Annotated in this window: 20 protein-coding genes; 10 read left to right on the top strand and 10 right to left on the bottom strand. The window is 71.8% G+C overall.

The genetic code is table 11. The features are described from left to right. Positions 1-53 precede the first annotated feature (53 nt). A complete protein-coding gene (locus OG386_RS40585; protein ID WP_328792332.1) occupies positions 54-1,223 on the bottom strand; it encodes an alpha/beta hydrolase family protein in 1,170 nt (389 codons plus the stop codon). Between the two features lie 460 nt (positions 1,224-1,683). Here OG386_RS40585 and OG386_RS40590 point away from each other — a divergent pair, with 460 nt between their 5' ends. Beyond that, the gene (locus OG386_RS40590; RefSeq protein ID WP_376103776.1) at positions 1,684-2,046 is read left to right on the top strand and encodes a subtilase-type protease inhibitor; all 363 of its coding nucleotides are present in this window, start codon (positions 1,684-1,686) and stop codon (positions 2,044-2,046) included. 132 nt (positions 2,047-2,178) lie between these two features. Here the strand turns inward: OG386_RS40590 and OG386_RS40595 are convergent, their stop codons facing one another. The 3 genes from OG386_RS40595 to OG386_RS40605 all read right to left on the bottom strand — a co-directional run bounded on the left by OG386_RS40595 (position 2,179) and on the right by OG386_RS40605 (position 7,790). Then, the gene (locus tag OG386_RS40595) at positions 2,179-5,211 is read right to left on the bottom strand and encodes an acyltransferase family protein (RefSeq protein WP_328793532.1); all 3,033 of its coding nucleotides are present in this window, start codon (positions 5,209-5,211) and stop codon (positions 2,179-2,181) included. 14 nt (positions 5,212-5,225) lie between these two features. After that, complete coding sequence (locus OG386_RS40600) at positions 5,226-6,908, bottom strand: glycosyltransferase family 2 protein (protein ID WP_328792333.1); 1,683 nt, start codon at positions 6,906-6,908, stop codon at positions 5,226-5,228. A gap of 276 nt (positions 6,909-7,184) precedes the next feature. Next, complete coding sequence (locus OG386_RS40605) at positions 7,185-7,790, bottom strand: TetR/AcrR family transcriptional regulator (RefSeq protein ID WP_328792334.1); 606 nt, start codon at positions 7,788-7,790, stop codon at positions 7,185-7,187. 124 nt (positions 7,791-7,914) lie between these two features. Between OG386_RS40605 and OG386_RS40610 the strand changes: the two genes are divergently transcribed. Then, on the top strand, positions 7,915-8,442 hold the full coding sequence (locus OG386_RS40610; protein ID WP_328792335.1) for a hypothetical protein: 528 nt from the start codon (positions 7,915-7,917) through the stop codon (positions 8,440-8,442). A gap of 65 nt (positions 8,443-8,507) precedes the next feature. Then, the gene (locus OG386_RS40615; protein WP_328792336.1) at positions 8,508-9,644 is read left to right on the top strand and encodes a hypothetical protein; all 1,137 of its coding nucleotides are present in this window, start codon (positions 8,508-8,510) and stop codon (positions 9,642-9,644) included. A 93-nt stretch (positions 9,645-9,737) separates the two neighbouring features. Here OG386_RS40615 and OG386_RS40620 read toward each other — a convergent pair whose 3' ends face one another. Then, positions 9,738-10,382, bottom strand: a complete 645-nt coding sequence (locus OG386_RS40620) for a ScbR family autoregulator-binding transcription factor (RefSeq protein WP_328792337.1) — start codon at positions 10,380-10,382, stop codon at positions 9,738-9,740. A 179-nt stretch (positions 10,383-10,561) separates the two neighbouring features. Next, positions 10,562-11,839: an FAD-dependent monooxygenase gene (locus OG386_RS40625; protein WP_328792338.1), complete on the bottom strand. Its 1,278-nt coding sequence runs from the start codon at positions 11,837-11,839 to the stop codon at positions 10,562-10,564. A 98-nt stretch (positions 11,840-11,937) separates the two neighbouring features. On the opposite strand from OG386_RS40625, the gene OG386_RS40630 reads away from it, so the two are divergent. The 5 genes from OG386_RS40630 to OG386_RS40650 all read left to right on the top strand — a co-directional run bounded on the left by OG386_RS40630 (position 11,938) and on the right by OG386_RS40650 (position 16,541). Next, positions 11,938-12,684 (top strand): TetR/AcrR family transcriptional regulator, encoded by a 747-nt coding sequence (locus OG386_RS40630; RefSeq protein WP_328792339.1) that lies wholly within the window; start codon positions 11,938-11,940, stop codon positions 12,682-12,684. A gap of 64 nt (positions 12,685-12,748) precedes the next feature. Further along, on the top strand, positions 12,749-13,921 hold the full coding sequence (locus tag OG386_RS40635) for an epoxide hydrolase family protein (protein ID WP_328792340.1): 1,173 nt from the start codon (positions 12,749-12,751) through the stop codon (positions 13,919-13,921). A gap of 53 nt (positions 13,922-13,974) precedes the next feature. Further along, positions 13,975-14,481: a DinB family protein gene (locus tag OG386_RS40640; RefSeq protein ID WP_328792341.1), complete on the top strand. Its 507-nt coding sequence runs from the start codon at positions 13,975-13,977 to the stop codon at positions 14,479-14,481. A gap of 97 nt (positions 14,482-14,578) precedes the next feature. After that, on the top strand, positions 14,579-15,175 hold the full coding sequence (locus OG386_RS40645; RefSeq protein ID WP_328792342.1) for an MBL fold metallo-hydrolase: 597 nt from the start codon (positions 14,579-14,581) through the stop codon (positions 15,173-15,175). Beyond that, positions 15,123-16,541, top strand: coding sequence for an MFS transporter (locus OG386_RS40650; RefSeq protein ID WP_328792343.1), 1,419 nt, complete (start codon positions 15,123-15,125; stop codon positions 16,539-16,541). Before OG386_RS40645 ends, OG386_RS40650 begins: the two co-directional genes overlap by 53 nt. On the opposite strand, the gene OG386_RS40655 is transcribed toward OG386_RS40650, so the two are convergent. Next, entirely contained in the window at positions 16,523-16,933 is a 411-nt protein-coding gene (locus tag OG386_RS40655) for a C40 family peptidase (RefSeq protein WP_328792344.1), read from the bottom strand. The genes OG386_RS40650 and OG386_RS40655 overlap by 19 nt on opposite strands. 374 nt (positions 16,934-17,307) lie before the next feature. On the opposite strand from OG386_RS40655, the gene OG386_RS40660 reads away from it, so the two are divergent. Beyond that, positions 17,308-18,351: a S66 family peptidase gene (locus OG386_RS40660; RefSeq protein WP_328792346.1), complete on the top strand. Its 1,044-nt coding sequence runs from the start codon at positions 17,308-17,310 to the stop codon at positions 18,349-18,351. 31 nt (positions 18,352-18,382) lie between these two features. Here the strand turns inward: OG386_RS40660 and OG386_RS40665 are convergent, their stop codons facing one another. From OG386_RS40665 to OG386_RS40675, 3 genes are all read right to left on the bottom strand, one after another. Continuing rightward, positions 18,383-18,658: a hypothetical protein gene (locus tag OG386_RS40665; protein WP_328792347.1), complete on the bottom strand. Its 276-nt coding sequence runs from the start codon at positions 18,656-18,658 to the stop codon at positions 18,383-18,385. A 140-nt stretch (positions 18,659-18,798) separates the two neighbouring features. Continuing rightward, complete coding sequence (locus OG386_RS40670) at positions 18,799-19,290, bottom strand: lamin tail domain-containing protein (RefSeq protein WP_328792348.1); 492 nt, start codon at positions 19,288-19,290, stop codon at positions 18,799-18,801. Between the two features lie 422 nt (positions 19,291-19,712). Continuing rightward, entirely contained in the window at positions 19,713-20,612 is a 900-nt protein-coding gene (locus OG386_RS40675; RefSeq protein WP_328792349.1) for an aldo/keto reductase, read from the bottom strand. 263 nt (positions 20,613-20,875) lie between these two features. Here OG386_RS40675 and OG386_RS40680 point away from each other — a divergent pair, with 263 nt between their 5' ends. After that, on the top strand, positions 20,876-21,121 hold the full coding sequence (locus OG386_RS40680) for a DUF6296 family protein (RefSeq protein WP_328792350.1): 246 nt from the start codon (positions 20,876-20,878) through the stop codon (positions 21,119-21,121). Positions 21,122-21,151: the final 30 nt, after the last annotated feature.

A 21,151-nucleotide genomic window follows, 5' to 3' on the forward strand; every position in this document is an offset into this window, starting at 1 on the left:
GGGGCGGGTACGGGGGCGCCCGCCGGAACGGGTGGGCGCCCCCGTGCACGGCGTCAGCTGCGGTGGAACACGACCTCCGGGTCGGCCGCCGTCGGACCGTCCAGGCGCGGTGCCGGCTTCCCGCGCAGCTGCAGGTCGAAGAAGTCGCCGACGTACGCCCGGGTGATCTGCTGGGAGCGGGTGCCCGACAGGGGTGTTTCCGGGTGCGGGTACCCGACCTGGTCGCCCAGCACGGGCCAGTCGGTGAAACCGGGATGTCCCGCGCCCGTGACGGTCAGCCAGCGCTTCCAGCCGTCCAGCCGGGGCCAGGTGTCCTCCCAGGAGGTGTCGGGGAAGTCGGGCGGCAGCAGGGCGGGGTCACCGGCGAGCATCAGGAAGGGCCGCCCGCCGAGACCGGCCTGGGGTACGGGTGTGAAGAAGGTGCCGTCCATGTTGACCCCGGCGTCCACGCGCGCGTCGACGGCCATGGTGGCCGATGCGGCCGCACCGCCGATCGAATGCCCGGCCATGCCGATGTGCCGGGGGTCGATCAGCCAGGAGTACCGCCACGCCGGGTGCGGGCCGGTCAACCGGTCCAGGACGAACGGGACGTCACGGGCCCGGCCGTCGGAGACCCGGTGCAGCGACCCGTCGGGGAACACCTGCTCGCACGCCTTGCAGGTGAGCATCCGGCCGCCGGGGAAGACGGTGCCGTCCGACTCGTACGCGTGGTCCACCGCCGCGACGACGTACCCGCGGCTGGCGAGGTCCTCCGCCAGGGAGGTCAGCGAGGAGCGGGGCATGGTGAAGCCGGGGGAGAGCACGATCAGCGGGTAGCGGGTCGCGGCGGGCCGGGGCAGCGCGTCCGTCCGCGCGTTCGTGCGGGTGGCCGCGAGGCGTTCGGGGGTGACGTACTCACCCAACTGCCCCCGGTCGGTCAGCAGCGCCTTGGCCTCGGGAGCGCTCATGTAGGGAGCGGGACTTCCGGTGTGCGCGAGCGCCGGGTAGTAGAGCGACAGGAGTAATTCGCGGTCGGCCGTGGGAACCCAGGGGTCCTTGCGCTCCCGGTCCACGAGGTGGAGGGTGTCGCGTCCCACGGCGAAGCCGCCGGTGGGGCGCGGGAGTTCGAGTCTGGTGACGCCGGCCGGGGCGGACGCGGCCGCGGCGGGCGTGGCGAGCGTGCCGGGCGCGGCGAGGACCAGACCGGTCGCCACCGCCGTCAGCACGCGGATGATCTTCTTCATGCCGACATCGTAAGGCATCTTTAGGTAAGGCTTACCTAACTCTACTGGGATGTCGTGGAGTTGGGCCGTCCGGACACGTCACTCTCGGGGCTTAAGCGTGCGCATTCGGTCAAGCTGAGTGACCGTCGGGTGAACCGTGCGCGGCCGGTAGCAGGTCAGGGAGGGGTCGCGCCGCACGTCGCGGGCGGCGCGACCGGCGCAGGGGTGCGGCAGTGGAGCGGATGCGACCCCCGTGAGCTGCCCGAACGCCCCATCGTTCCCCGATATACGGACGCCCTGTCCGTAAATCGGTCATGGATGTGCGGCGTGGCTTCATGTCAGACAGTCTGAAGCCGCAACGACGCGATATCGAAACCAAATATCGCGTTCAACCTTTGAATCGAAAGAGAGTTTCGTCGTGCGTCACCGCATCGCAGCTGCCTCCGCCGCCACGCTCCTCTGTCTGGTCGGCGCCACCGGCATGGCAGCCGCCCAACCCTCCAGCCTGTACGCCCCGTCCGCCCTGGTGTTCACCGTCGCGCAGGGCGACGACGTAGCCACCTCCACCATCGTCCGGGCCTCCACCCTCAGCTGCGCCCCGACCGCGCAGGGCACCCACCCGGACCCGCAGGCCGCCTGCGCCGCCCTCAACTCCACCGGCGGAGCGCTGGACCGCCTGCTGGCCTCGCCGAACCCGGACCGCGCCTGCCCGATGCACTACGCCCCGGTCACCGTCACCGCTGACGGTGTGTGGAAGGGCAGTCGCGTCGCCTGGAAGCACACCTTCTCCAACACCTGCGTGATGTCCGCGACCCTCAACGGGAACGCCGTCTTCGCGTTCTGATCCCGCGTCGGACCTGTGCCGCGCAGGCGCCGGGCGTGCTCCGGGTTTCCCGAGGAGCGCGCCCCGCTCACGGACCGTCGACCGGCCCGGAGCGAGGCGCTCCCCCCGCCACGGGTCTGTACCCCTCCGTGTCTACGTGGTCCGCCCCCGGGTGGAGACGGTCACGTGGTCCACCCGCATCGCATGGCCCGGCTCGGTGGCCGGACCCGCGCTCGCGCCGTCGGCGAGCGGCAGGTTGCCACCGATCGCCACGTTGAGGATCAGGAACAGCCCGTGCTCCACGGCCGCCTTCCACGTCCCGGGGTCCATCCGGTCGGCGGTCACCCGGTGGTGCACGCGCCCGTCCAGGTACCAGCGCACCTCCTGCGCGCCGGGTGCGAGATCGACCTCGACGGCGTACGAGTGGAACGCCGTACGGCAACCGGCGCACGGCTGCGGACCTGAGGTCAGGCCGGCGGGCTCCCGGCACGGACCCCCTTCCAGGACACCGCAGTGCATCGTGGCGAAGACGGTGTCCCGGCCGTTCACGGACTCCATGACGTCGAGCTCCCCGACGCCCGGCCACCCCGTGTACCCGTCGCGCAGCGGCGCCCCCAGGGTCCAGAAGGCCGGCCAGTATCCCGCCGCCTTCTCCCCGGTCACGTCCGGCAGGGCGATCGACGCCTCGATCCGCAGCACCCCGCCGGGCGGGGGCGCGAAGTCGGAGCGCCGCGTCTCGATCCGCCCCGAACTCCACCGCCCGTCCTTGAGGGTGGGCACGATCTCCAGTGCACCCTTCCCGTCGAGGCGGACGTTCTCGGTCGAGTCGGTCATGGTCTCGACCTCACCGGTGCCCCACTGCGGCGCGGGGCAGCCCGGGTAGCAGGTGCCGATGTCGTGGATCCAGTCGGTGGCGGACGGAGGGGTACCCGCCGGGCCGTCGAAGTCGTCGCGCAGCAGCCGGGTCCACCCGTCCGCCCCCGGCGCCGCCCCTGGTGTCCCCGGTGCCGCTCCACCCGCTGCGGGCAGCAACCCGCCCTCCGTGAGCAGCCGCTCCAGCCGGTTGGTCAGGACCACGGCCGCCGCGTTGGTCAGGTGGGCGTCGTCCCGGTAGAGCAGGATCCGGTCGAGCACGGCCGGGCAGGTCGGCCCGTCGCCCGGGCACAGGACCTGGTTCACGCCGACGCTCCGTACGCCGGGCAGGGCTCCGGACGCGATCCGCTGCGCCAGCGGATCCGGCCACTGGGCGTCCGCGCGGCTGAACGCGCAGTCGGCCGGCGATCCCGGACTGCCGGACACGCACGCCGGGATGTCCCGGCCGGGTACGGGCGTGTCCTCAATGTAGACGATCGGCGCCCCCAGGGCCCGGAGCGGCGTCAGCGTCTTCTCCCAGGCCTCGGCCAGCAGCTTCGCGTCGTCGGTGTACCGGTTGAGCGAGGAGATCACGATGAGGCGCGGCTTCGGCTGCTGCCGCAGCCGCTCCAGGGAGTCCGCCCGCCAGGTGTCGCACTCCCGGTAGGCGCGCCCGAGCTGGGGGCTGTCCACGGCCAGCTCCGGCAGCGGGCAGCCCTGCTTCACCAGCTCCTGCAGTGCCCAGCCCCGCTGCGAGGCCAGCGCCAGCATCGGGGAGAACCACTGCCCGGCGTGCGAGTCGCCCAGCAGCACGATCCGGTCCGGGCCGTCCACCGCGCCGAACAGGCAGTCCGGGCTGCGCGTCGCGGCCGGGGCGACCTCGCAGGCCCCGTCCGGCGGGAAGTCCCCCCGTGCCTGGGCGGTACTGGGTACCACCGGCCCGTCGACGAGCGGCGTACCGGCCGTGCGGGCCAGGAGGGTGGGGCCCGAGGCGGCGCCCGGGGGAAGCCCCTGGGTGTCGACCGGGCCGGCCGGGCCCAGCACGCGCAGCGTCGTCGTACCCACCACCAGCGCGAGGACCACCGGCAGCACGATCGCCGACACGCCCACCGACAGTCCGCGGCGGGGGAGTTCGGAGACCGTACGGCTGCGGCGCAGCGGCTGCTCGACCCAGCGCATGGTGGCCAGGGCCGGCAGTACGGCGGCCAGCGTCAGCGCGGTCTTCGCGGGCCAGCCGAGCGTGCCGAGCCGGGCCTCGGCGAGGACGAGCACCGGCCAGTGCCACAGGTACAGGGTGTAGGAGAGCCGCCCGACGGCCCGGGGAGCCCGCCCCGCCAGCAGCCGCCCCACGTCCCACGGCCCTTGCGCGTGGCGTTCGCCCCGGCCGGGTATCGCGGCGAGGATGACGGCGGCGGTGGCCAGGGTCGGCACGAGCGCCGCGTAACCGGGGTACGGGGTCCCGGCGTCGTACGACACGACGCACCAGCCGATCGCCGCGGCCCCGGCCCAGCCGCACAGCAGCCGCAGCGGGCGCGGACCGCGCATCAGGTGCCAGGGCAGCAGGGCGAGCAGGGCCCCTACGCCGAACTGCCAGACCCGCGACGGAGTTCCGAGGTACGCGAGCGATACGGAGTGCTCGGTCCAGTACACCGCCAGCGCGAACGAGGCCAGCGTGAGCGGGGCGGCGGCCAGCACCACGAGGAGCCGTACGGCCCGGCCCCGGCGGACCGCCCGGGCCGCGCACAGCACCAGCACCGCCAGCAGCGGGGCCCAGAACAGGTAGAACTGTTCCTCGACGGCGAGGGACCAGAAGTGCAGCAGCGGACTCTGGTCGTGCCCTGCGGCGAGGTAGTCGGTCCGCTGCGCCACGAACCGCCAGTTGGCGAAGGACAGGGCCGCCGCGACGACGTCGTGCTCCATGTCGGTGCGGCGCAGCGGTACGGTCAGCCAGGCGCCGGCGAGGGCCACCGCGGCGAGCACCACGGCGGCGGAGGGCAGCAGTCGCCGGGCCCGCCGGGAGAAGAAGTCACCGAGGCGGATCCGGCCGGTGGTGATCGCCTCCCGGACCAGCAGGCCGGTGATGAGGTAGCCGGAGATGACGAAGAAGACGTCCACGCCGACGAAACCGCCGGTCGCCCAGGGGAGGCCGGCGTGGAAGGCGAGCACCGCGAGGACGGCGACCGCGCGCAGGCCCTCGATGTCGGGCCGGAAGGCGGACCGGTGCGGGCTCGGCCCGGACTCGTTGCCGGAGCGGGAGCCGGACGGCAGCTCTCCGGCCCCGGGAGCAGCGCTCCCGCGGGGCAGGTGCCGGCCGGGTGTGACGAGGAAGGACATGCGGATGGTGCCTTTCAACTCAGCCAGGGAAGCATCGGGTCGACCCACCCCGATGCCAGCAGGCCGGTCAGCAGGAGGACCGCGGAAGCGGCGACGGTCTCGGGCCAGCGGCGCGGCAGCACGCCGCCGCGCGAGCGCAGCGCGGCCCGCACCCGGGCGCGCACCGGCCCCGCCTCCGGGTGCAGCTCGGCCACCAGGTCCCGGATCAGGGGGACGTTGATCTGGCACTGCACCAGGAGGTAGAGGAGCAGCCCCCAGTTGGGCTCCCAGCCGTTGCGGGCCACGGCCAGCGCGAGACCGGTGGCCGCGGCGCCGTTGGAGAGGACGAGCCAGGCGAGCGAGACGGCCACCACCCGGCGGGCCATCCCGCCCGGAGCCCCCGCACTCCGCGCGCCGGTGGGCACCCAGGCGGCGGTGCGCCCCCGCAGCGTGTGCACGAACGCGGTCGCGGCGGCCACGCTGGTCAGGACGTTCGCCCGGATGACCTCCACCCGCCAGCGGGTGCGGCTGATCCGCGGCAGCAGCACGTGCCACAGCCACAGCGGGGCGAGCAGGGGCAGCACGTGCCAGGGCCGGATGTGGTCCGGGAACCAGAACATCATCACCAGCGGCGGCAACGGCGCCGCGAAGGTGTTCACCGCGGTGGTCAGATAGCCGACGATGCCCTCGTAGAAGCACAGCCGCATCCGCCAGGGCGCGCGCATCCGCCGCAGCACGGGCGTGCCGAGCAGGTGGAGGTTGCCCATCGCCCACCGGTACTGCTGGTTGACGAAGGAGGTGATCCGGTCGGGCGAGGTGCCCTTGGCGACCAGCACCGGTACGTACAGGGTGCGGAACCCCTGCTCGTGCAGGGCGAGCCCGGTGTACAGGTCCTCGCTGTGGTCGAGCCGGGCGAAGCCGCCGGCCAGGTCGATCGCGCTGCGCCGGTACACGGCGTTGCTGCCGCAGCAGATGGCGGCGTCGCTCGCGTCCCGGGACGGCTGGATCCAGCGGAAGAACCATTCCTGCGCGGAGCCGGCGGCCCGCTGGATCCATCCCATGGTCTCGTCGGTGTCGAAGCACTGCGGGCTCTGTACGATGCCGACGGCCGGGTCGGCCAGGTAGGGCACGAGGTGGCGCAGGAAGTCGGGCCGCGGGGCGAAGTCCGCGTCCAGGATCGCGATGAACTCGGCGCTGCTCAGGGTGAGCGCGTGGTTGAGGTTGCCGGCCTTCTTCAGGTGCCCCCGGTCGGGCCGTACGACGTACGCGTAGCCGTACGAGGCGGCCAGCGCGGCGACTTCCGGCCGGTCGGCGTCGTCCAGGATCCAGACGGTCAGCGCTCCGGGCCAGTCGACGGCCGCGACCGCGCGGTAGGCGTTGCCCAGGACGTCGAGCGGTTCGCCGCAGGTGGGCAGGTACAGATCGACGTCCGGCAGGGCGGCGGGCCGCCAGGCCTGGATGAGCACCTCGTGCGACTGCCGGGTGAGCCGGCGCTGGCGCAGGCTGTTGACGCAGGACAGGACGAGGGCGACGAGGTTGAGGCCGAGGACGGCGAGGAACGCCCACAGGGCCGGTGTCCGCAGGGCGAAGGCGAACATGGTCGCCGCCGTGAACACGAAGGCGAGCGACGTACTGATGAGGACCCAGCGGCGCTGCGGACCGAAGTACCAGTAGAGCTCTTCGTCGGATGGTGGTTGCGGAAGATGATGAAAGGTCATAAAGCCCCCCACGGCTGTGCATGTACCCGTTTCAGGTGGCCCATCCTAATGTCAAAGGTATAGACCAGTTGTTGCGAGAGTGTGGCACCGGAGCCAATGCGCCACGGATTGGCGCGACTTCAATGGTCCAGACCTCTTGGTCGCCATTCGAGCGGCCGTGCCCGGTAGGTCCGGGAAGGTGCGGGTCACGTGGGGGTGAACAGTCCTGGAACTCGCCGGGGCGGCCGGGCCGGCGCCGGTCGGGGGTGGGGTCGGGGGGAGTGCTGGGGGTGGAGGTCAGGCGGTGGTGAAGATCCGGTCGAGATGGTGGTGGAGCACCGCGACGGCCGACTCGGGCTTCCGCTGGCCCACCAGGATGCTCGTGCCCATGGTCGCCGTCATGGCGAGCAGGCTGATCGCCTCGATGCGCGCGTCGACGCCCGGATCGGCCAGGCCGCTCTCCTGTGCCTGTTGGAGCAGGCCGGTGATGGCGTTCTCCGCGGTGTCGGGGCTGTCGATGAACGGCTGGGCGGCGAGCGCCTCGTCGGTCACGGACAGGATCGAGTACGAGCTGTAGAGGAGGTGGAAGGTGCGGCCCTCGTCGTCGGTGGGGAGGGAGGCCAGGAGCAGTGCCTCGATGGTCGCGCGCGGGCCCGGGTTCGGGCCGACGGCGCGCAGGCGCTCGCCCACGCGTGCGGTGAAGCGGTCCGTGAGGTGCTGGAGTCCGTAGAAGAGCAGCTTCTCCTTGGTCTCGAAGTAGTACTGCACGAGTCGCAGCGACACCCCCGCCTCTGCCGCGACGTCGCGCATGCCCACGGCGTGCAGTCCGCGTCGTCCGGCCACCTGGATGAGCGCTTCGGCGATCTGGGCGCGCCGTTCCTCGTGGTCCACGCGCTTCGGCATGTGTCCTGTCTCCGCCCGTCGGTGGTGCGTTCGCGGTCCGGGCCGCCCGGACCCTTTCATGGTACCGCTGTACCAGTCTTGTGGTGCGTTCGCATGACGAAGGGTGGATCTTCGGAGGCCGGAGGTGCCCGCGCTCGAGAACGCCGCCCCGACCCGTCCGCGCCGCGGCATCGGCCGCCATGTGAGCGACGAGCTGTGCGACCGGTACTTCGCCGCGGGCGACGCGCTCCAGGCGCTCGGCGGGGCCGGTGACGCCGGCCGCAGCATCCACCGCGAAGCCATGTGGCAGCCCGAGCGTGCGACCCGGTGGCTCGACGCGGCGCTGGACGAGCCGGGCGGCCTGGAGAAGGTGGGCCTGCGCTTCTCCGCCCGGGTCTTCGTCAGCCTCTTCGTCAGCTTCGCCTCGCCAAGTGGTCGGAGCGGACGGTCATCGTCGTGCCCGAGCTGCGCAAGTGGGCCCGGCTGGGTGCCCGGGCCTTCCGGATCGGACGCCCGGCGCCCGAGCCCGGCCCGGCGCCTCCGGAGTCCGTGCACAGGTCCGGAAGTGACGTGTCGCTTGTCCGGATCGTTGCTGTTCATCCCGGTCCGGCGGGGCAAGGATGTCTCCCTGCGGTTCGGCTTTCCACGTGACGTGATCCGGGGGGATTCATGACAACGAGAACGCGACGCACCAGAAGCGCGAGGGGCGCAGGACGTACGAGGCGTACGGGCTTCGCCGTGACGGGCAGTTTCCTCGCCGCCCTCGGCATGACGGCTCCCGCGCAGGCGGCCGCGGGGGCCACGGCTGCATCCTGCAAGCCGTCCGTCCAGGTCCTTCAGAAGCTGCCCGCCACCGACGATCCGCATCCGAGCCCCTGGGTGCGCCACACCCAGGTCTCGGCCATCGCACCGGGGCGCTCGCGCCTGGCGGTCGGCATGTCCGGCATGAAGCCGGCGTACTGGATCGGGGAACAGGTGTACGCGGTGCCGGTGCCCGAGGGCTCCAGCACGGGCCGGGTCAACGACGTCAACCGGTCCGGCCTCATGGTCGGGCAGGTGACCACCGACGAGGGCAGCAAGGCGTTCAGCTACCGGCACGGCGATCCCGCCGTCACCATACTGCCCGGCGGGGGCGAGGCGAGCGGGGTCAACGACCTCGGCGTCATCATCGGCAGTGTCCGGGACGCCGCCCAGAACCGGACCATCGGCGTGGAATGGTCGCACGGCAGGCCGCGCCGCGAACTGCCCCCGCCCGCGGGATACGTGCTCTCCATGATGTCCGGCCTCAACAACGCCGGGCAGGTGTCGGGCAACGCCTGGGAGCTGGAACGGCGCCCCGGCCGCCAGTTCCTCGCCGTCCCGGGGCTCTACTGGCCCGCGTACCCGGACTCGACGCCCTCGGTACTGGCGCCCTTCGACGACACGGGGGACCACCACGTCACCCGGGGGATCGACGACTCGGGCCGGATCGTCGGCTACGCGCGGCGGGGCCAGGGGCCCGACAGCGCGGAGTACGCCGTGGTGTGGAACCGACCCGACGGCCCTGCGGTGTACGCGCCCCGGGCGCCCGGAGCGATCGGCGGAACGTTCGACGCGATCAGCCCGAACACCGGCGTCGCGGTCGGCCTGGCCGAGTTCACCTATGCGTCGCCGCGCCCGCCGGACAGCCCGCCGGCCCGGGCGCAGTACTGGACCGGCAAGGGGTCGATGCGCGTCCTGCCGGGGCTGGGCCCCTCCTTGTTCACCGCCGCCTTCGCCGTCACGGACGACGACCGGGTCGGCGGAGCCGCGTTGGACGCGCAGAACCGGGTCCAGCCGGTGATCTGGACCTGTGCGTCCAAGCAGGCGTACGTCCTGGAGGGTCCCCGGCCGTAGGGCCGGGTCGGTTCGTTCGGGGCAGGGCGGTCTCGGGCACGCCGTGGCGAGCACCCCCGTGGTTCGCCACGGCGTGTGCGGGGCCGTCCTGCGTCAGTGGGTGGGGGAGGGCGGGGCCGTCTCGGGCGTGCCCGTGGGGTGGAAACGGGTGATGCGCTGCGGGGGGACGATCGTGGGGAGGAGGAAGTTCCACAGGTCGGTGACGCGCGTGTGGAGGTCTTCGCGGCGGGTGCGGACGTGCGAGGTGACCTGGATGCCGGTGAAGGCTCCGACGAGCAGGGTCGAGAGGTCCTTGACGTCGAGCGACGGGTTTATGTCGCCGCGCTGCTGAGCGGGGGTCAGGCAGCTGCGGCAGGTGTCGATCCAGGCGTCGTACGGGGTCGGGTCGGGGTGGGTGAAGGAGCCGAACTCGATGACCAGGCGGATACCGGCGCGGATGCGGACGTCGGTGCGCAGGCCGTGGGCCATCTGGTGGGTGAGGTCGATGACGGTCTGCAGGCCCGGGTTCTCGACGGTGGGGACGCGTTCGGAGACCTGGAACTGCTCGTCCATCAGGGTGCGGGCGAGCGCTTCCTTGGACGGGAAGTGGAAGTAGAGGGCGCCCTTGGTGACTCCGGCGTGCTTGACGACGTCGCTGAGGCTGGTGCCCTCGAACCCGCTGAGGTCGAATGCGGTCGCCGCGCCGTCGAGTATGGCTTGGCGGGTGATCTCGGCCCGCTCCTGTCTGGCCCTCGCCACGTTCTGCTCGTCCCCTTGGTCACTGCCCGAGCGGTGTTCGCCGCGGTGTCCCGTCAATCTAGTCGGGCGATGCGAAAGGAAACCAGTCGGCAGGTACTTTTTCGCGGAGGCGGGGAGCGGTTCGGGGAGTTGTGTGGCCCTTTGCGTGATTCTTTTTCGGCGGCGAGTGTGTGCGGACGTCAATGGGCCTGCTTCGAAGGCGAGTTGACCGGACGGTCCGGGTAGTCGGGGAGTGCGAGTGCGGTGGCGTCCTTCGCCGCCTTGAGCATCCAGGAGAGGATGCGGGGTTTGCCGAGCAGGGTGTTGCGCAGGTGCAGGCCCAGCTTCGACGAGGGGGCGAGGAAGCGGCCCGTGCGGTCCCCGCCCTTCTGGCGGTCCTGGGCGTAGCCGCGCAGGAGGGATTCGTAGCGGGTGAAGGCGGTCCGGTGGTCCCCGGGCGAGCGGGAGAGTTCGCCGGCCAGGACGTACGCACCCAGGACGGCGGTGCCGGTGCCCATCCCGCCGATGGTCGCGCCGCAGGCGGCGTCCCCGAGGAGGGCGATCCGGCCGGCGGACCAGGCGGGGGCGTCGGCGCGGCTGATCGAGTCGAAGTAGAGGTCGTCGGCGGTGTCGAGGGAGTCGAGGAGGCGGTCCACCTTCCAGGGCAGGCCCGCGAACGCCCGGCGCAGGAGGCGTTTGTGGGCCTCGGGGTCGTGGCGGTCGTACGCGAGCTCGGGGGAAGCGAAGACGAGGAACGCCCGGGCCCGGGCGGGGTCGGTGTGGTCCGCGGCGACACTGGCGAGGCGCCCGGGGGTGTTGTGGCCGACGGAGCCGGCGCCGGGGCGCAGGTCCAGGTCCAGGCCCGAGTGGCGGGGCAGGCTCCAGGTGGCGGCGTAGTGGCCGAGGTGGGTGACGTGGTCGGCATCCGGGCCGAAGGCCAGGCGGCGGACGTTCGAGTGGAGGCCGTCGGCGCCGATGACGAGGTCGAAGGTGCGGGGCGGGGCCTGGCGGAAGGTGACGTCGACGCCGGTGGTCGTCTCGGTGAGGGAGGTGAGGGAGTCCCCGAAGACGTACTCGGCGCCGGCCTCGAGCGAGGCCTCGTAGAGGATCCGGGAGAGGTCGCCGCGCAGGACCTCGATGTCGCCACCCGCGAACTCGGCGGGCAAGTACAGGAGTTCGCGGCCGTCGGCGTCGACGAAGGTCATCGGGCTGCCACCCGTCCGGACGCGGTGGAGCTCGTCGAAGATCCCCATCTGCCGCAGGACGCGGAGCTGGGTCCCGCCGCGGAAGTCGACGGCCTGGCCGCCCGGGCGCAGTGCGGGGGCGATCTCGACGACGGTGGGCCGCAGGCCGTGGCGGGCGAGCCGGTGGGCGAGGGCCGGGCCCGCGACGCCGGCGCCCGAGATGAGGACGGTGCGGGCCGCGGGGCGCGGGCCGTCGGTACGCGGGCTGGCGGTCCGCTCGAACGGTGCGGTCATGGAGGACTCCTGGCCTGGAAGTTAACTGTGTCCAGCGGACACAGATTCGATACCGTGTACGGTAGACGCAGTTTTGGTACGAGCGCAAGGTGATGGCGATGACGAGCGATCAGTGGGGACCGGCCGTCAGGTTGTTGTGGTGGCCGCCGCCGGCCGGGCCCGCGCGCGGACCGAAGCGGGGGCTCACGCTGGAGGGGATCGCCCGGGCGGGTATCGAGATCGCCGACGCGGAGGGCCTGGGCGGCGCGTCGATGCAGCGGGTGGCCGCGGAGCTGGCCGTCACCAAGATGGCCCTGTACCGGTACGTGCCGGGCAAGGCCGAACTGGTCGCGCTGATGGTGGAGGGCGCGATGCCCGCGGCGGCGGCGCAGTCGCCGGGCGGCCCGTGGCGGGAGCGGCTCGAGGAATGGGCGCGGGGGCTGCTGGAGGGCCTTCGGCTCCACCCGTGGCTGTTGGAAGCGACCGTCGGCGTACGGGTCATGGGCCCGCGGGAGCTGGAGTGGATGGAGCGGGCCCTCGCCGCGCTCGACGGGTGCGGGCTGACCGGGGCCGAGGCGATGGACGCGGTGGTGCTGCTCGCCGGGCACGTACGCGGCATCGCGGAGCAGGAGCGGGCCGCCGGCGCGGGACCCGGGTCCGGGGCCGCGGGGGAGGGGCCGGACGCCCAGCTCGCGGCGGTGCTGGGCGAGGTGATGCGCACGCACGGGGAACGGTTCCCCGCACTCGGGGCGGCGCTGGCCTCGGCGGCGGAACACGGCGGGCGGGACCAGGCCCTGGAGTTCGGGCTGGGTCGCATCCTGGACGGGCTCGAACTGCTGATGACCCGCCGCGCGGACGGGAACTGACGTCACGCACGGGCCCGCCGGGACGGTGCGGCACCCCCGGAAGAGACGGCTTAGCATGCGCGGCATGAGTGATCTTGACGAGCGGATGCACCGGTTCCGGGTCGATGTGGGTCAGGGGGAGCTGGACGACCTGCGGGAGCGGCTGGGCCGGGTGCGGTGGCCCGACGAGCTGCCCGGAGTCGGCCGGGCGTACGGGATGCCGCTCGCCCAGATGCGGGAGCTGGTCGACTACTGGCGCGAGGAGTACGAATGGCGGGCGGCCGAGGCGCGGCTGAACGAATGGCCGCAGTTCACCACGGTCATCGACGGCGCGCGGGTGCACTTCGCGCACGTCCGCTCGCCCGAGCCGGCCGCGACCCCGCTGCTGATGACCCACGGCTGGCCGGGCTCGCCGGTGGAGTTCCAGCGCGTCGTGGGCCCGCTCACGGATCCCCGGGCGCACGGCGGCGACCCGGCGGACGCCTTCCACCTGGTGCTGCCGAGCATCCCCGGCTTCGGCCTCTCGGGACCCACGACCGAGACGGGCTGGGAGTTCAAGCGGGTGGCCCGGGCCTTCGGCGTGCTGATGGACCGCCTCGGGCACCGGACCTACGGGGTGCAGGGCGGCGACTGGGGCGCCGCGATCTCGCGGGAACTCGGGCTGATCCGGCCGGACCGCGTGATCGGAGTGCACCTGAACCTGCTGCCCGGGGGCGGGGCCACCGCCGAACCCCGGCCGCAGGAACTGGCCGCGCTGTCCCCCGCCGAACGGGAGCGGACGCTGGCCTCCTGGGAGCGGTACCGGATGTGGGCGCGAGAGCGGCAGGGGTACGCCGACATCCAGGCGACCCGGCCGCAGACCCTCGCGTACGGGCTCAACGACTCGCCGGTCGGGCTGCTCGCCTGGATCGCGGAGAAGTTCACCGAGTGGAGCGATCCCGCGTGCCCGGTGGACCGGGACCAGATGCTGACCAACGTGACGCTGTACTGGCTCACCGGAACGGCCGGCAGCGCGGCCCGCATCTACTACGAGCGCGCCCACGCCGCGTACGCCGGCCGGCCGCCCGAGGTGTCGCGCACCCCGACCGCACTGGCCGACTTCCCCCGGGACAACTTCATCCCGCTGCGCCACGTCGCCGCGCGCACCGACAACATCGTGCGCTGGACCTCGTACGACCGGGGCGGCCACTTCCCCGCCATGGAGGTGCCCGATCTGCTCGTGGGCGACATCCGCGCCTTCTTCCGGCAACTGCGCTGACCAGCATGTGAGAACGCATGGCCGCGGTCCGGGCCGGATGTGATGATCGCCCGGTGATCGACGAACAGCGGACCCGGCCCGTGCTGACGGGCGACGAGCGCGCCACCTTGACCAGCGTCCTGCAGGGCCAGCGGGACACCCTGATGATGAAGTGCGCGGGGCTGAGCGAGCAGCAGCTGCGGACGAGGGCGGTCGCCCCGTCCCGGCTGAGCCTGCTGGGGTTGGTGCGGCACCTCGCGGAGGTCGAGCGCGGATGGTTCCGCAACGTCCTGGGCGGGGAGGACGTAGCGGGCTACTTCCCGGAGAACGAGGCGGGGGAGCGGACGGAGTTCCTCGTCGAGGACGCGGACGCGGCGGACTCGTTCAGGATCTGGGAGGAGACGTGCGAGCGGTCGCGCGCGATCGTGGACGCCGCCGAGTCCCTCGACGTCACGGGGCACTTCGGCGACCAGTCGTACTCGCTGCACTACATCCTGGCCCACATGATCGAGGAATACGCCCGCCACAACGGGCACGCGGACCTGCTGCGCGAGGCCATCGACGGGACGACCGGGGAATGACCGCGCCCTGACCCCGCCGCGGTCCCGCCCGTGACCCCGCCCGTGACCCGGAAAATTGCCGGGCGACGGCGGGGCCGGCACGGTACGGTCCGAAGCCATGCGCATCACGAAGTACACCCATGCATGTGTCCGCATCGAGCAGGACGGCCGGGTCCTCGTCATCGATCCCGGTACGTGGAGCGAACCGGCCGCCCTGGCCGGCGCGGACGCCGTGCTGGTGACCCACGAGCACATCGACCACGTCGACGTACTGCGCCTGGCGGGGCTCGGCGTACCGGTCTACGCCCCCGCCGAGGCGGACATCCCGAAGCTGGACGTCATCGGGGTCTCCTCCGGTACGGAGTTCACCGCCGCGGGCTTCAGCATACGGGCGGTCGGTGGCCGCCACGCCTTCATCTACGGCGGCCAACCCGACTGCGCGAACCTCGGCTACGTCGTCGACGACGCCGTCTACCACCCGGGTGACTCGCTGCACGTGCCCGAGCAGGACATCGAGACGCTGCTGGTGCCGGCGCAGGGGTCGTGGCTGAAGATGGCGGAGGTGATCGATTTCGTCAAGGCCGTGGGACCGCAGCGGGCGTTCGCCATCCACGACGCGCAGATCAACGACCGCGGTCTCAGCAGCGTCAACGGCTGGCTCGGTGAGGAGACCTCGCACGGCTACCGCTATCTGCGGCCCGGCGAATCGCTCTGAGGCGCAGGCCCCTCCTTGCCCGCCCCTGGCTCCGCCACCTGCACGGGAGCAGGTTAGTCTCCGTCGAATGGTTCGACACGGGTCCCTCTCCACGCTGCGGCACAAGCCGTTCAGATTATTCCTCCTTGCACGTCTGATCTCGATGAGCGGAACGGCGATGGCCCCCGTGGCCCTCGCCTTCGCCGTGTTCGGATTCGACAGCAGCCCGGCCTCCCTGGCGATCGTCCTCGCCGCCAATACCGCCCCGCAGCTCGTCCTGCTCCTCGTCGGAGGAGTGCTCGCGGACCGGTTCTCCCGGCAACGGGTCATCGTCATCGGCAACGTGCTGCCTGCCGTCACCCAGGGCTGTGTCGCACTGCTCGTGGCGACGGGAACGGCCACCACCGGGCGGATCGCGCTGTTCGCGGCCTTGGCGGGCTGTGCGTCGGCACTGACCCAGCCCGCCATGAACAGCCTGCTGCCGCAGCTCGTCGATCCCGGCGAGCTGCAGCAGGCGAACGCGCTGATGCGGTTGCCCCTCAATCTCATCCGCATCCTCGCGCCGGCTGTCGGCGGCGCCCTCGTCGCCTTCGTCGGCCCGGAACTGACCCTGGGCTGGGACGCCGTCAGTTTCGCGGTCGCGGCCTTCCTCTGCAGCCGTCTCGACGTGTCCGGACCAGCCAAGACCGCGGCTTCAGTCTTCCGTGACTTCAAGGACGGCTGGAAGGAGTTCTCCCGTCTCTTCTGGATCTGGTCCTACACGTTGTCCGGCACCGTGGTCGTCGCCCTCTGGCTCGGCGGCTATCAGCTCCTCGGCCCGGTGATGGCCCAGAACAGTCATCTGGGTGCTCCTTCCTGGGGAATCGTCCAGGGGGCGTTCGCGGTGGGCCTGCTCCTGGGTGGGATCGTGTCACTCAAATGGAAGCCGTCCAGGCTCATGGTCGTGTGCGTGTGCGCCAACCTGCCTCTCGCGCTGCCGTTCCTCGCGCTCGCCTGGGGCGCGCCGCTCGCCGTGCTGGCCGGGGCGAGCGCCATGGCGGGCATCGGCCTCGACATCGCGATCGTGTGCTGGAACACCGCCGTGCAGGAACAGCTTCCGTCCGAGGTGCTCGGTCGGGTCAGCTCCCTGAGCTCGGCCGGTGAGCTCATGTCCGTGCCGCTGGGCTACCTCGTCGTGGGCGCCGCCGCCACGTCCCTCGGTACGGAGTCCGTCCTTCTCTGGAGTGCCGCACTGATGGTCCTGGCGAGCCTGGTGCTACTGCTCGCCCCGAGCGTACGGGCGGTACGCAGGCTGCCCGCGGACCCGGGTCCGGCCGCCGTCGCGGCGGGAGACCAGGACCGAGGGGCCCGGACCGGCCGGGCGCCCGATCAGGTGGCGCGCCCGTAGCGGACCGCTGAGCTCCAGATCCGCTCCAGGCGCACCCGGGTGCCGGGACGTGGAGCGTGCCAGATGCGGTCGTCGCCGGCGTAGATCCCGACGTGGGTCATGGTCGCGCCGCTGGGGAAGAAGACCAGGTCCCCGGCCGCGCGATCGGCCTCGGGAATGTGCAGGGTGTGCTCGTACTGCTGCTCGGCGGTGCGGGGCAGTCGTTTGCCCGCCTTCTTGAAGGCATAGAGGGTCAGGCCCGAGCAGTCGAAGCGTTTGGGTCCAGTGGCGCCGTAGGCATACGGCGAGCCCTGTTTGGAGGCGGCCACCGCGACGGCTCTGGCGCCATAGGGGGCGGCGGCATGCGCCGGGGCCGGGGGGCCGGTCGTTACGGCGGCCGTCAGCAGCAGCAAGGAGAGTATGGCGCGGGCTCTGGAGCAACAACACGTGGTGAGAAGGCCCTTGGGGGCCTTTCGGAAGTCGGTCCTCAAGCAGGACATCGTGATACCTCCGCAGTCGGTTGGCGGGCAACAGTCAGATCAGTGGTCGGGGTCCTGTTCTCCGTCGGATACGTCATGGCTCTGACGGCGGACCAGTTTTCTCCGACGGGATCCGCCGAACAACGCGGGACACAGTCTCATTTGTCTCGATTTTGCATTCGATTCGAGATCATAGGTCTGAACGATCGTCATATGGGCACGCCCGACACGCCGGTCCACTGCGCCGTTGCGGGCTCGCCCCGGATAATCGATGCGAGGTCGGATCCGCCGACTTCTATGATCATCGGATGGAGAATCCCCGCTATCCCGTGAAGCCCCGACCCGGAGACCTGGTCGCCGTGCTCTCGCCCTCGTCCGGCCTCCCCGGCCTGTTCCCGCAGCCCTACGAGTTGGGGCTGCGCAGACTCCAGGACGACTTCGGGCTGAAGGCGGTGGAGTATCCGACGACCCGGACGATGGGTGCGACGCCCGAGGCGCGGGCCGCGGACATCCACGCTGCCTTCGCGGACCCCGAGATCAAGGCGGTGATCGCCAGCATCGGCGGCGACGACCAGATCACCGTCCTTCCCCACCTCGACCGCGACCTCCTGCGCGCCAACCCCAAGCCGTTCTTCGGCTACAGCGACAACACCAACCTGTTGCTGTTCCTGCGGGACTTGGGCATCGTCGGCTACCACGGCGGGTCGGTCATGGTCGGGTTGGGACGGCCCGGTGCGATGCACCCGTCGACCGCCGACTCCCTCCGGGCCGCGCTGTTCACCTCGGGCGCGTACGAACTCACCGCGGCGAGCGCCTGCGGGGACACCGACAGGCCCTGGGACGACCCGCTGACCTTCGATTCCGAGCCGGACATGGAACCCGCAGACGGCTGGTCCTGGCACAACGCCGACCGGGTCGTCGAGGGCATCAGCTGGGGCGGCAACCTGGAGATCATCTCCTGGCTGTCGATGGCCGACCGCGTGGCGGGGCCGGTCGACTCCTACGCCGGCAACGTGCTGTTCCTGGAGACCGACGAGGAAATGATGCCCGCCGAAGGGGTCTACCGGATCCTGCGCGGCATGGGCGAACGCGGGCTGCTGCGGCAGTTCCCCGCGCTGCTCATGGGTAGGGCCAAGAGCTGGTCGTTCGAGAACCGGCTCGACGCCGGGGCGAAGGTCGAGTTCCGCCGGCAACAGCGCGAGGCCGTCCTCCGGGCCCTGCGCCAGTACGCCCCCGACATCATGGCGGTGTTCGACGTCGACCTCGGCCACACCGACCCGCAGGTCGTGATCCCCGTCGGAGGCCGCATCCGGGTGGACGGCCCGGCACGCCGGATCGTCGTCACGTACTGAGTCACGTACCGGGCGCGGGCTCCGGGCGGTCCTACGAGGCCCCGCAGGCGGCCGGAGCGGCCGCCCGGGGGGCGATCCGCATCCGGTCCCCCGCGTACTCCACGGTCTCGCCCGGCAGGATCAGCAGCCCGGGTTCCCCGTCCTGACCCGCCCCGCCGATCGGCTGCACCTGTACGGCCGGGCCCAGTCCGCCGGCCATGAACACCGTCGGGTCGACCTCCCAGCCGTGCGCGGCGAGCCACGATTCCAGCGCCGCCGTGTCCCGTGCCTCCGCGCCGCGCGGCCACTCGAACGTCGTGCTCCCCATCCCTGCCCCCTGTAGGTGGTCGGATCACCGCCGATGATCCTGCCACCCCCCTCTGACAGTTGCAGCCCGATATCGGCGCGCGCCCGCACCCCCGCCGTGCGGGGAGTGCGGGCGCGCGTCAGGCCGGTGACCCGTCCGGGTCAGCCGTTGCGGTGGTGCCGGCGGCCGTTCCAGGAGTCGGTGTCGAGGACGTTGCCACGGTTGTCGCGCAGGGTGGCGGTGTCGCGCTCGTCCCAGATCTGGTGGCGGCGGTCCTGGTAGACGTCGTGGCGGGTGTCGCGACCCTGGCCGGTGTGGACCCGCACGCTGGACCCCCCGTCCAGACGGAAGTCGCCGAAGCGGTAGCGGTTGCCCTGCCGGTCGGTGAGGGTGAAGCCGCGCAGGTTGACGCTCCTGCGCCCGGTGTTCTCGACCTCGACCCACTCCCGGTTCAGCGCACGGTCGGAGCGGTCGCGGTCGCGGCCGCCGCTGCCGTACTGGACGTCGCTGATGACGATCGAGGAGTGCGGAGCCCGGTGGTCGCGGTCGCGCCGGTGGTCGTCGGCGGAGGCCGGGAGGGCGGCGGCGCCGACGAGGGCGCCCGCGGCCAGGAACGCGGCGACGAACCGGCGGGTGGCGAGAGAAGCAGACATGAAGATGACCCCTTCAACAGACAGCAGCCCGGTCCCGCCTCGTGTGCGGCAGGTGGGCCTGGAACCGTTCTCGGCGTCCTGCCGAGGAGCCACACTCTGACCCCCAACCGCCATCAAAAGCCACCAATTCGGGGCGTGTTGCGAAATGCGGATGTATCGGTGACTCTCCCGTGTATCGGACACATGTCAATGCCGTGCTGACGCGAACGGTGGGAGCGCACCGAACGTGCCTTGGCGGGCCCGGAGAGAGGGGCACTTCCGCACGGACGTCCCGCCCCATGACCCCCTCCCGCTCTGCGCCGAACGGGTTCAGGGGCCTGTAACGAGTGCTCCAACCGTTTCTTCGGACACCCGCACGCGAGTGGTTCTGGTGTTCTGTCGCCCTGACTTCCCGGTGGGCCCCGGGGGGCGTGCTGCCGGCATCAGGATGCGCAGCGGCCGATCGAATCGAGGAGCTGCAGCTCCTGCGGCGTGAGTCGGAGCGCCCCCGCCGCCACGTTGTCGGCGAGGTGGTCCGGGTTGCCCGTCCCGGGGATGGCCAGAACGTGGTCGCCCTGCCCCAGGATCCAGGCGAGCCTCACCTGCGCCGGTGATGCTCCGTGCGCCCGGGCGACGGCGAGGACCGCGTCGTGCTCGGTCCGGACGGCGCCGGCCTCGGCCCCCTCTCCCGCGATGGAGAAGAAGGGCACGAAGGCGATGCCGCGCGCCGCGCAGGCGCGGAGCATCCCGGCCCGGTCGGGCGCGTCGATTCCGAAGCGGTTCTGGACGCACACCACCGGTGCGATCGCCTCGGCCTGGGTCAGGTGCTCCGGGCGGGCGTTGGAGAGGCCGAGGTGGCGGACCAGCCCGGCGTCGCGCAGCTCGGACAGGGCTCCGAAGTGCTCGCTGACGGACTCTTGGCCCATGACGCGGAGGTTCACCACGTCGAGGTGGTCCCGGCCGAGTTGGCGCAGGTTCTCCTCGACCTGGCCGCGCAGCTGGTCGGGCCGGGCCGACTCGGCCCACCCGCCGCAGGCGTCCCGGGCGGGGCCGACCTTGGTGGCGATGACGAGGTCGTCCGCGTAGGGCGCCAGTGCCGAGTTGATCAGCTCATTGGCCGAGCGCAGCCGCGAGAAGTAGAACGCGGCGGTGTCGATGTGGTCCACGCCGAGCTCGACCGCCCGGCGCAGTACGGCGATCGCCCGGCCGCGGTCGCTGTGAGTGCCCTCGTGGAAGGCCGCGCTGCCGGTCAGGCGCATGGCGCCGAAGCCGATCCGGTTGACCGTGAGATCACCGAGCACCCATGTGCCCGAAGCTGCCGCGGCAACCGTGTGCGACGTCATTTGATTGATCAACTCCATCCGATCGGCCATCGACTCCCGATGGTTCGGGGCGAGGCGGGTCCTGGAGTATGCGCAGGTGGAAGCCGTGCCGGAAAGGCGTGCAGGGGTGGCGGAAGATCACATCGCGAGCCGGAATCCAGAGGGTGCGCGGGGCGTTGTTCCTGCTGAAGCTTCCTCCCCGCAGCCCGTGTCCGGGAGCGCGCAGTCGAGTCGCTCTGCCCGATAATGGGGGCGACGGGGTATTCGTACGCAAGGAGGCCGGAATGGTACGGGACAGCAGGTACGAACTGGTATTCGCCGCCCCTGACCATGCCGTACCGGGTGGCGAGGAATCGGTCCTCGTGCACCGCACCGATCGGACCGGCCCCGGCGGCCATCCGATCTACGCCGACGAGACCGGAATCGTGCAGGCGGAGATCAGCGACCAGGGCGACGTACGCATGATCGCGAGCGGCGGCCACCAGGAACCCGCATCGCGGGTGAGCGTGCGGGCCGTGCCGAGCGTGTGACACGGGGTGGTCCGCCGGCGCGGGTGCGCC

The organism is Streptomyces sp. NBC_00273, assembly GCF_036178145.1.
Lineage (GTDB): Bacteria > Actinomycetota > Actinomycetes > Streptomycetales > Streptomycetaceae > Streptomyces.

Bases quoted from the DNA above. Each gene is read 5' to 3' on its own strand.
- OG386_RS40660 (WP_328792346.1), top strand. From the start codon at position 17,308: ATGGAGAATCCCCGCTATCCCGTGAAGCCCCGACCCGGAGACCTGGTC.
- OG386_RS40585 (WP_328792332.1), bottom strand. From the start codon at position 1,223: ATGAAGAAGATCATCCGCGTGCTGACGGCGGTGGCGACCGGTCTGGTC.
- OG386_RS40605 (WP_328792334.1), bottom strand. From the start codon at position 7,790: ATGCCGAAGCGCGTGGACCACGAGGAACGGCGCGCCCAGATCGCCGAA.
- OG386_RS40670 (WP_328792348.1), bottom strand. From the start codon at position 19,290: ATGTCTGCTTCTCTCGCCACCCGCCGGTTCGTCGCCGCGTTCCTGGCC.
- OG386_RS40635 (WP_328792340.1), top strand. From the start codon at position 12,749: ATGAGTGATCTTGACGAGCGGATGCACCGGTTCCGGGTCGATGTGGGT.
- OG386_RS40675 (WP_328792349.1), bottom strand. From the start codon at position 20,612: ATGACGTCGCACACGGTTGCCGCGGCAGCTTCGGGCACATGGGTGCTC.
- OG386_RS40630 (WP_328792339.1), top strand. From the start codon at position 11,938: ATGACGAGCGATCAGTGGGGACCGGCCGTCAGGTTGTTGTGGTGGCCG.
- OG386_RS40680 (WP_328792350.1), top strand. From the start codon at position 20,876: ATGGTACGGGACAGCAGGTACGAACTGGTATTCGCCGCCCCTGACCAT.
- OG386_RS40625 (WP_328792338.1), bottom strand. From the start codon at position 11,839: ATGACCGCACCGTTCGAGCGGACCGCCAGCCCGCGTACCGACGGCCCG.
- OG386_RS40590 (WP_376103776.1), top strand. From the start codon at position 1,684: ATGGCAGCCGCCCAACCCTCCAGCCTGTACGCCCCGTCCGCCCTGGTG.
- OG386_RS40645 (WP_328792342.1), top strand. From the start codon at position 14,579: ATGCGCATCACGAAGTACACCCATGCATGTGTCCGCATCGAGCAGGAC.
- OG386_RS40600 (WP_328792333.1), bottom strand. From the start codon at position 6,908: ATGACCTTTCATCATCTTCCGCAACCACCATCCGACGAAGAGCTCTAC.
- OG386_RS40595 (WP_328793532.1), bottom strand. From the start codon at position 5,211: ATGTCCTTCCTCGTCACACCCGGCCGGCACCTGCCCCGCGGGAGCGCT.
- OG386_RS40665 (WP_328792347.1), bottom strand. From the start codon at position 18,658: ATGGGGAGCACGACGTTCGAGTGGCCGCGCGGCGCGGAGGCACGGGAC.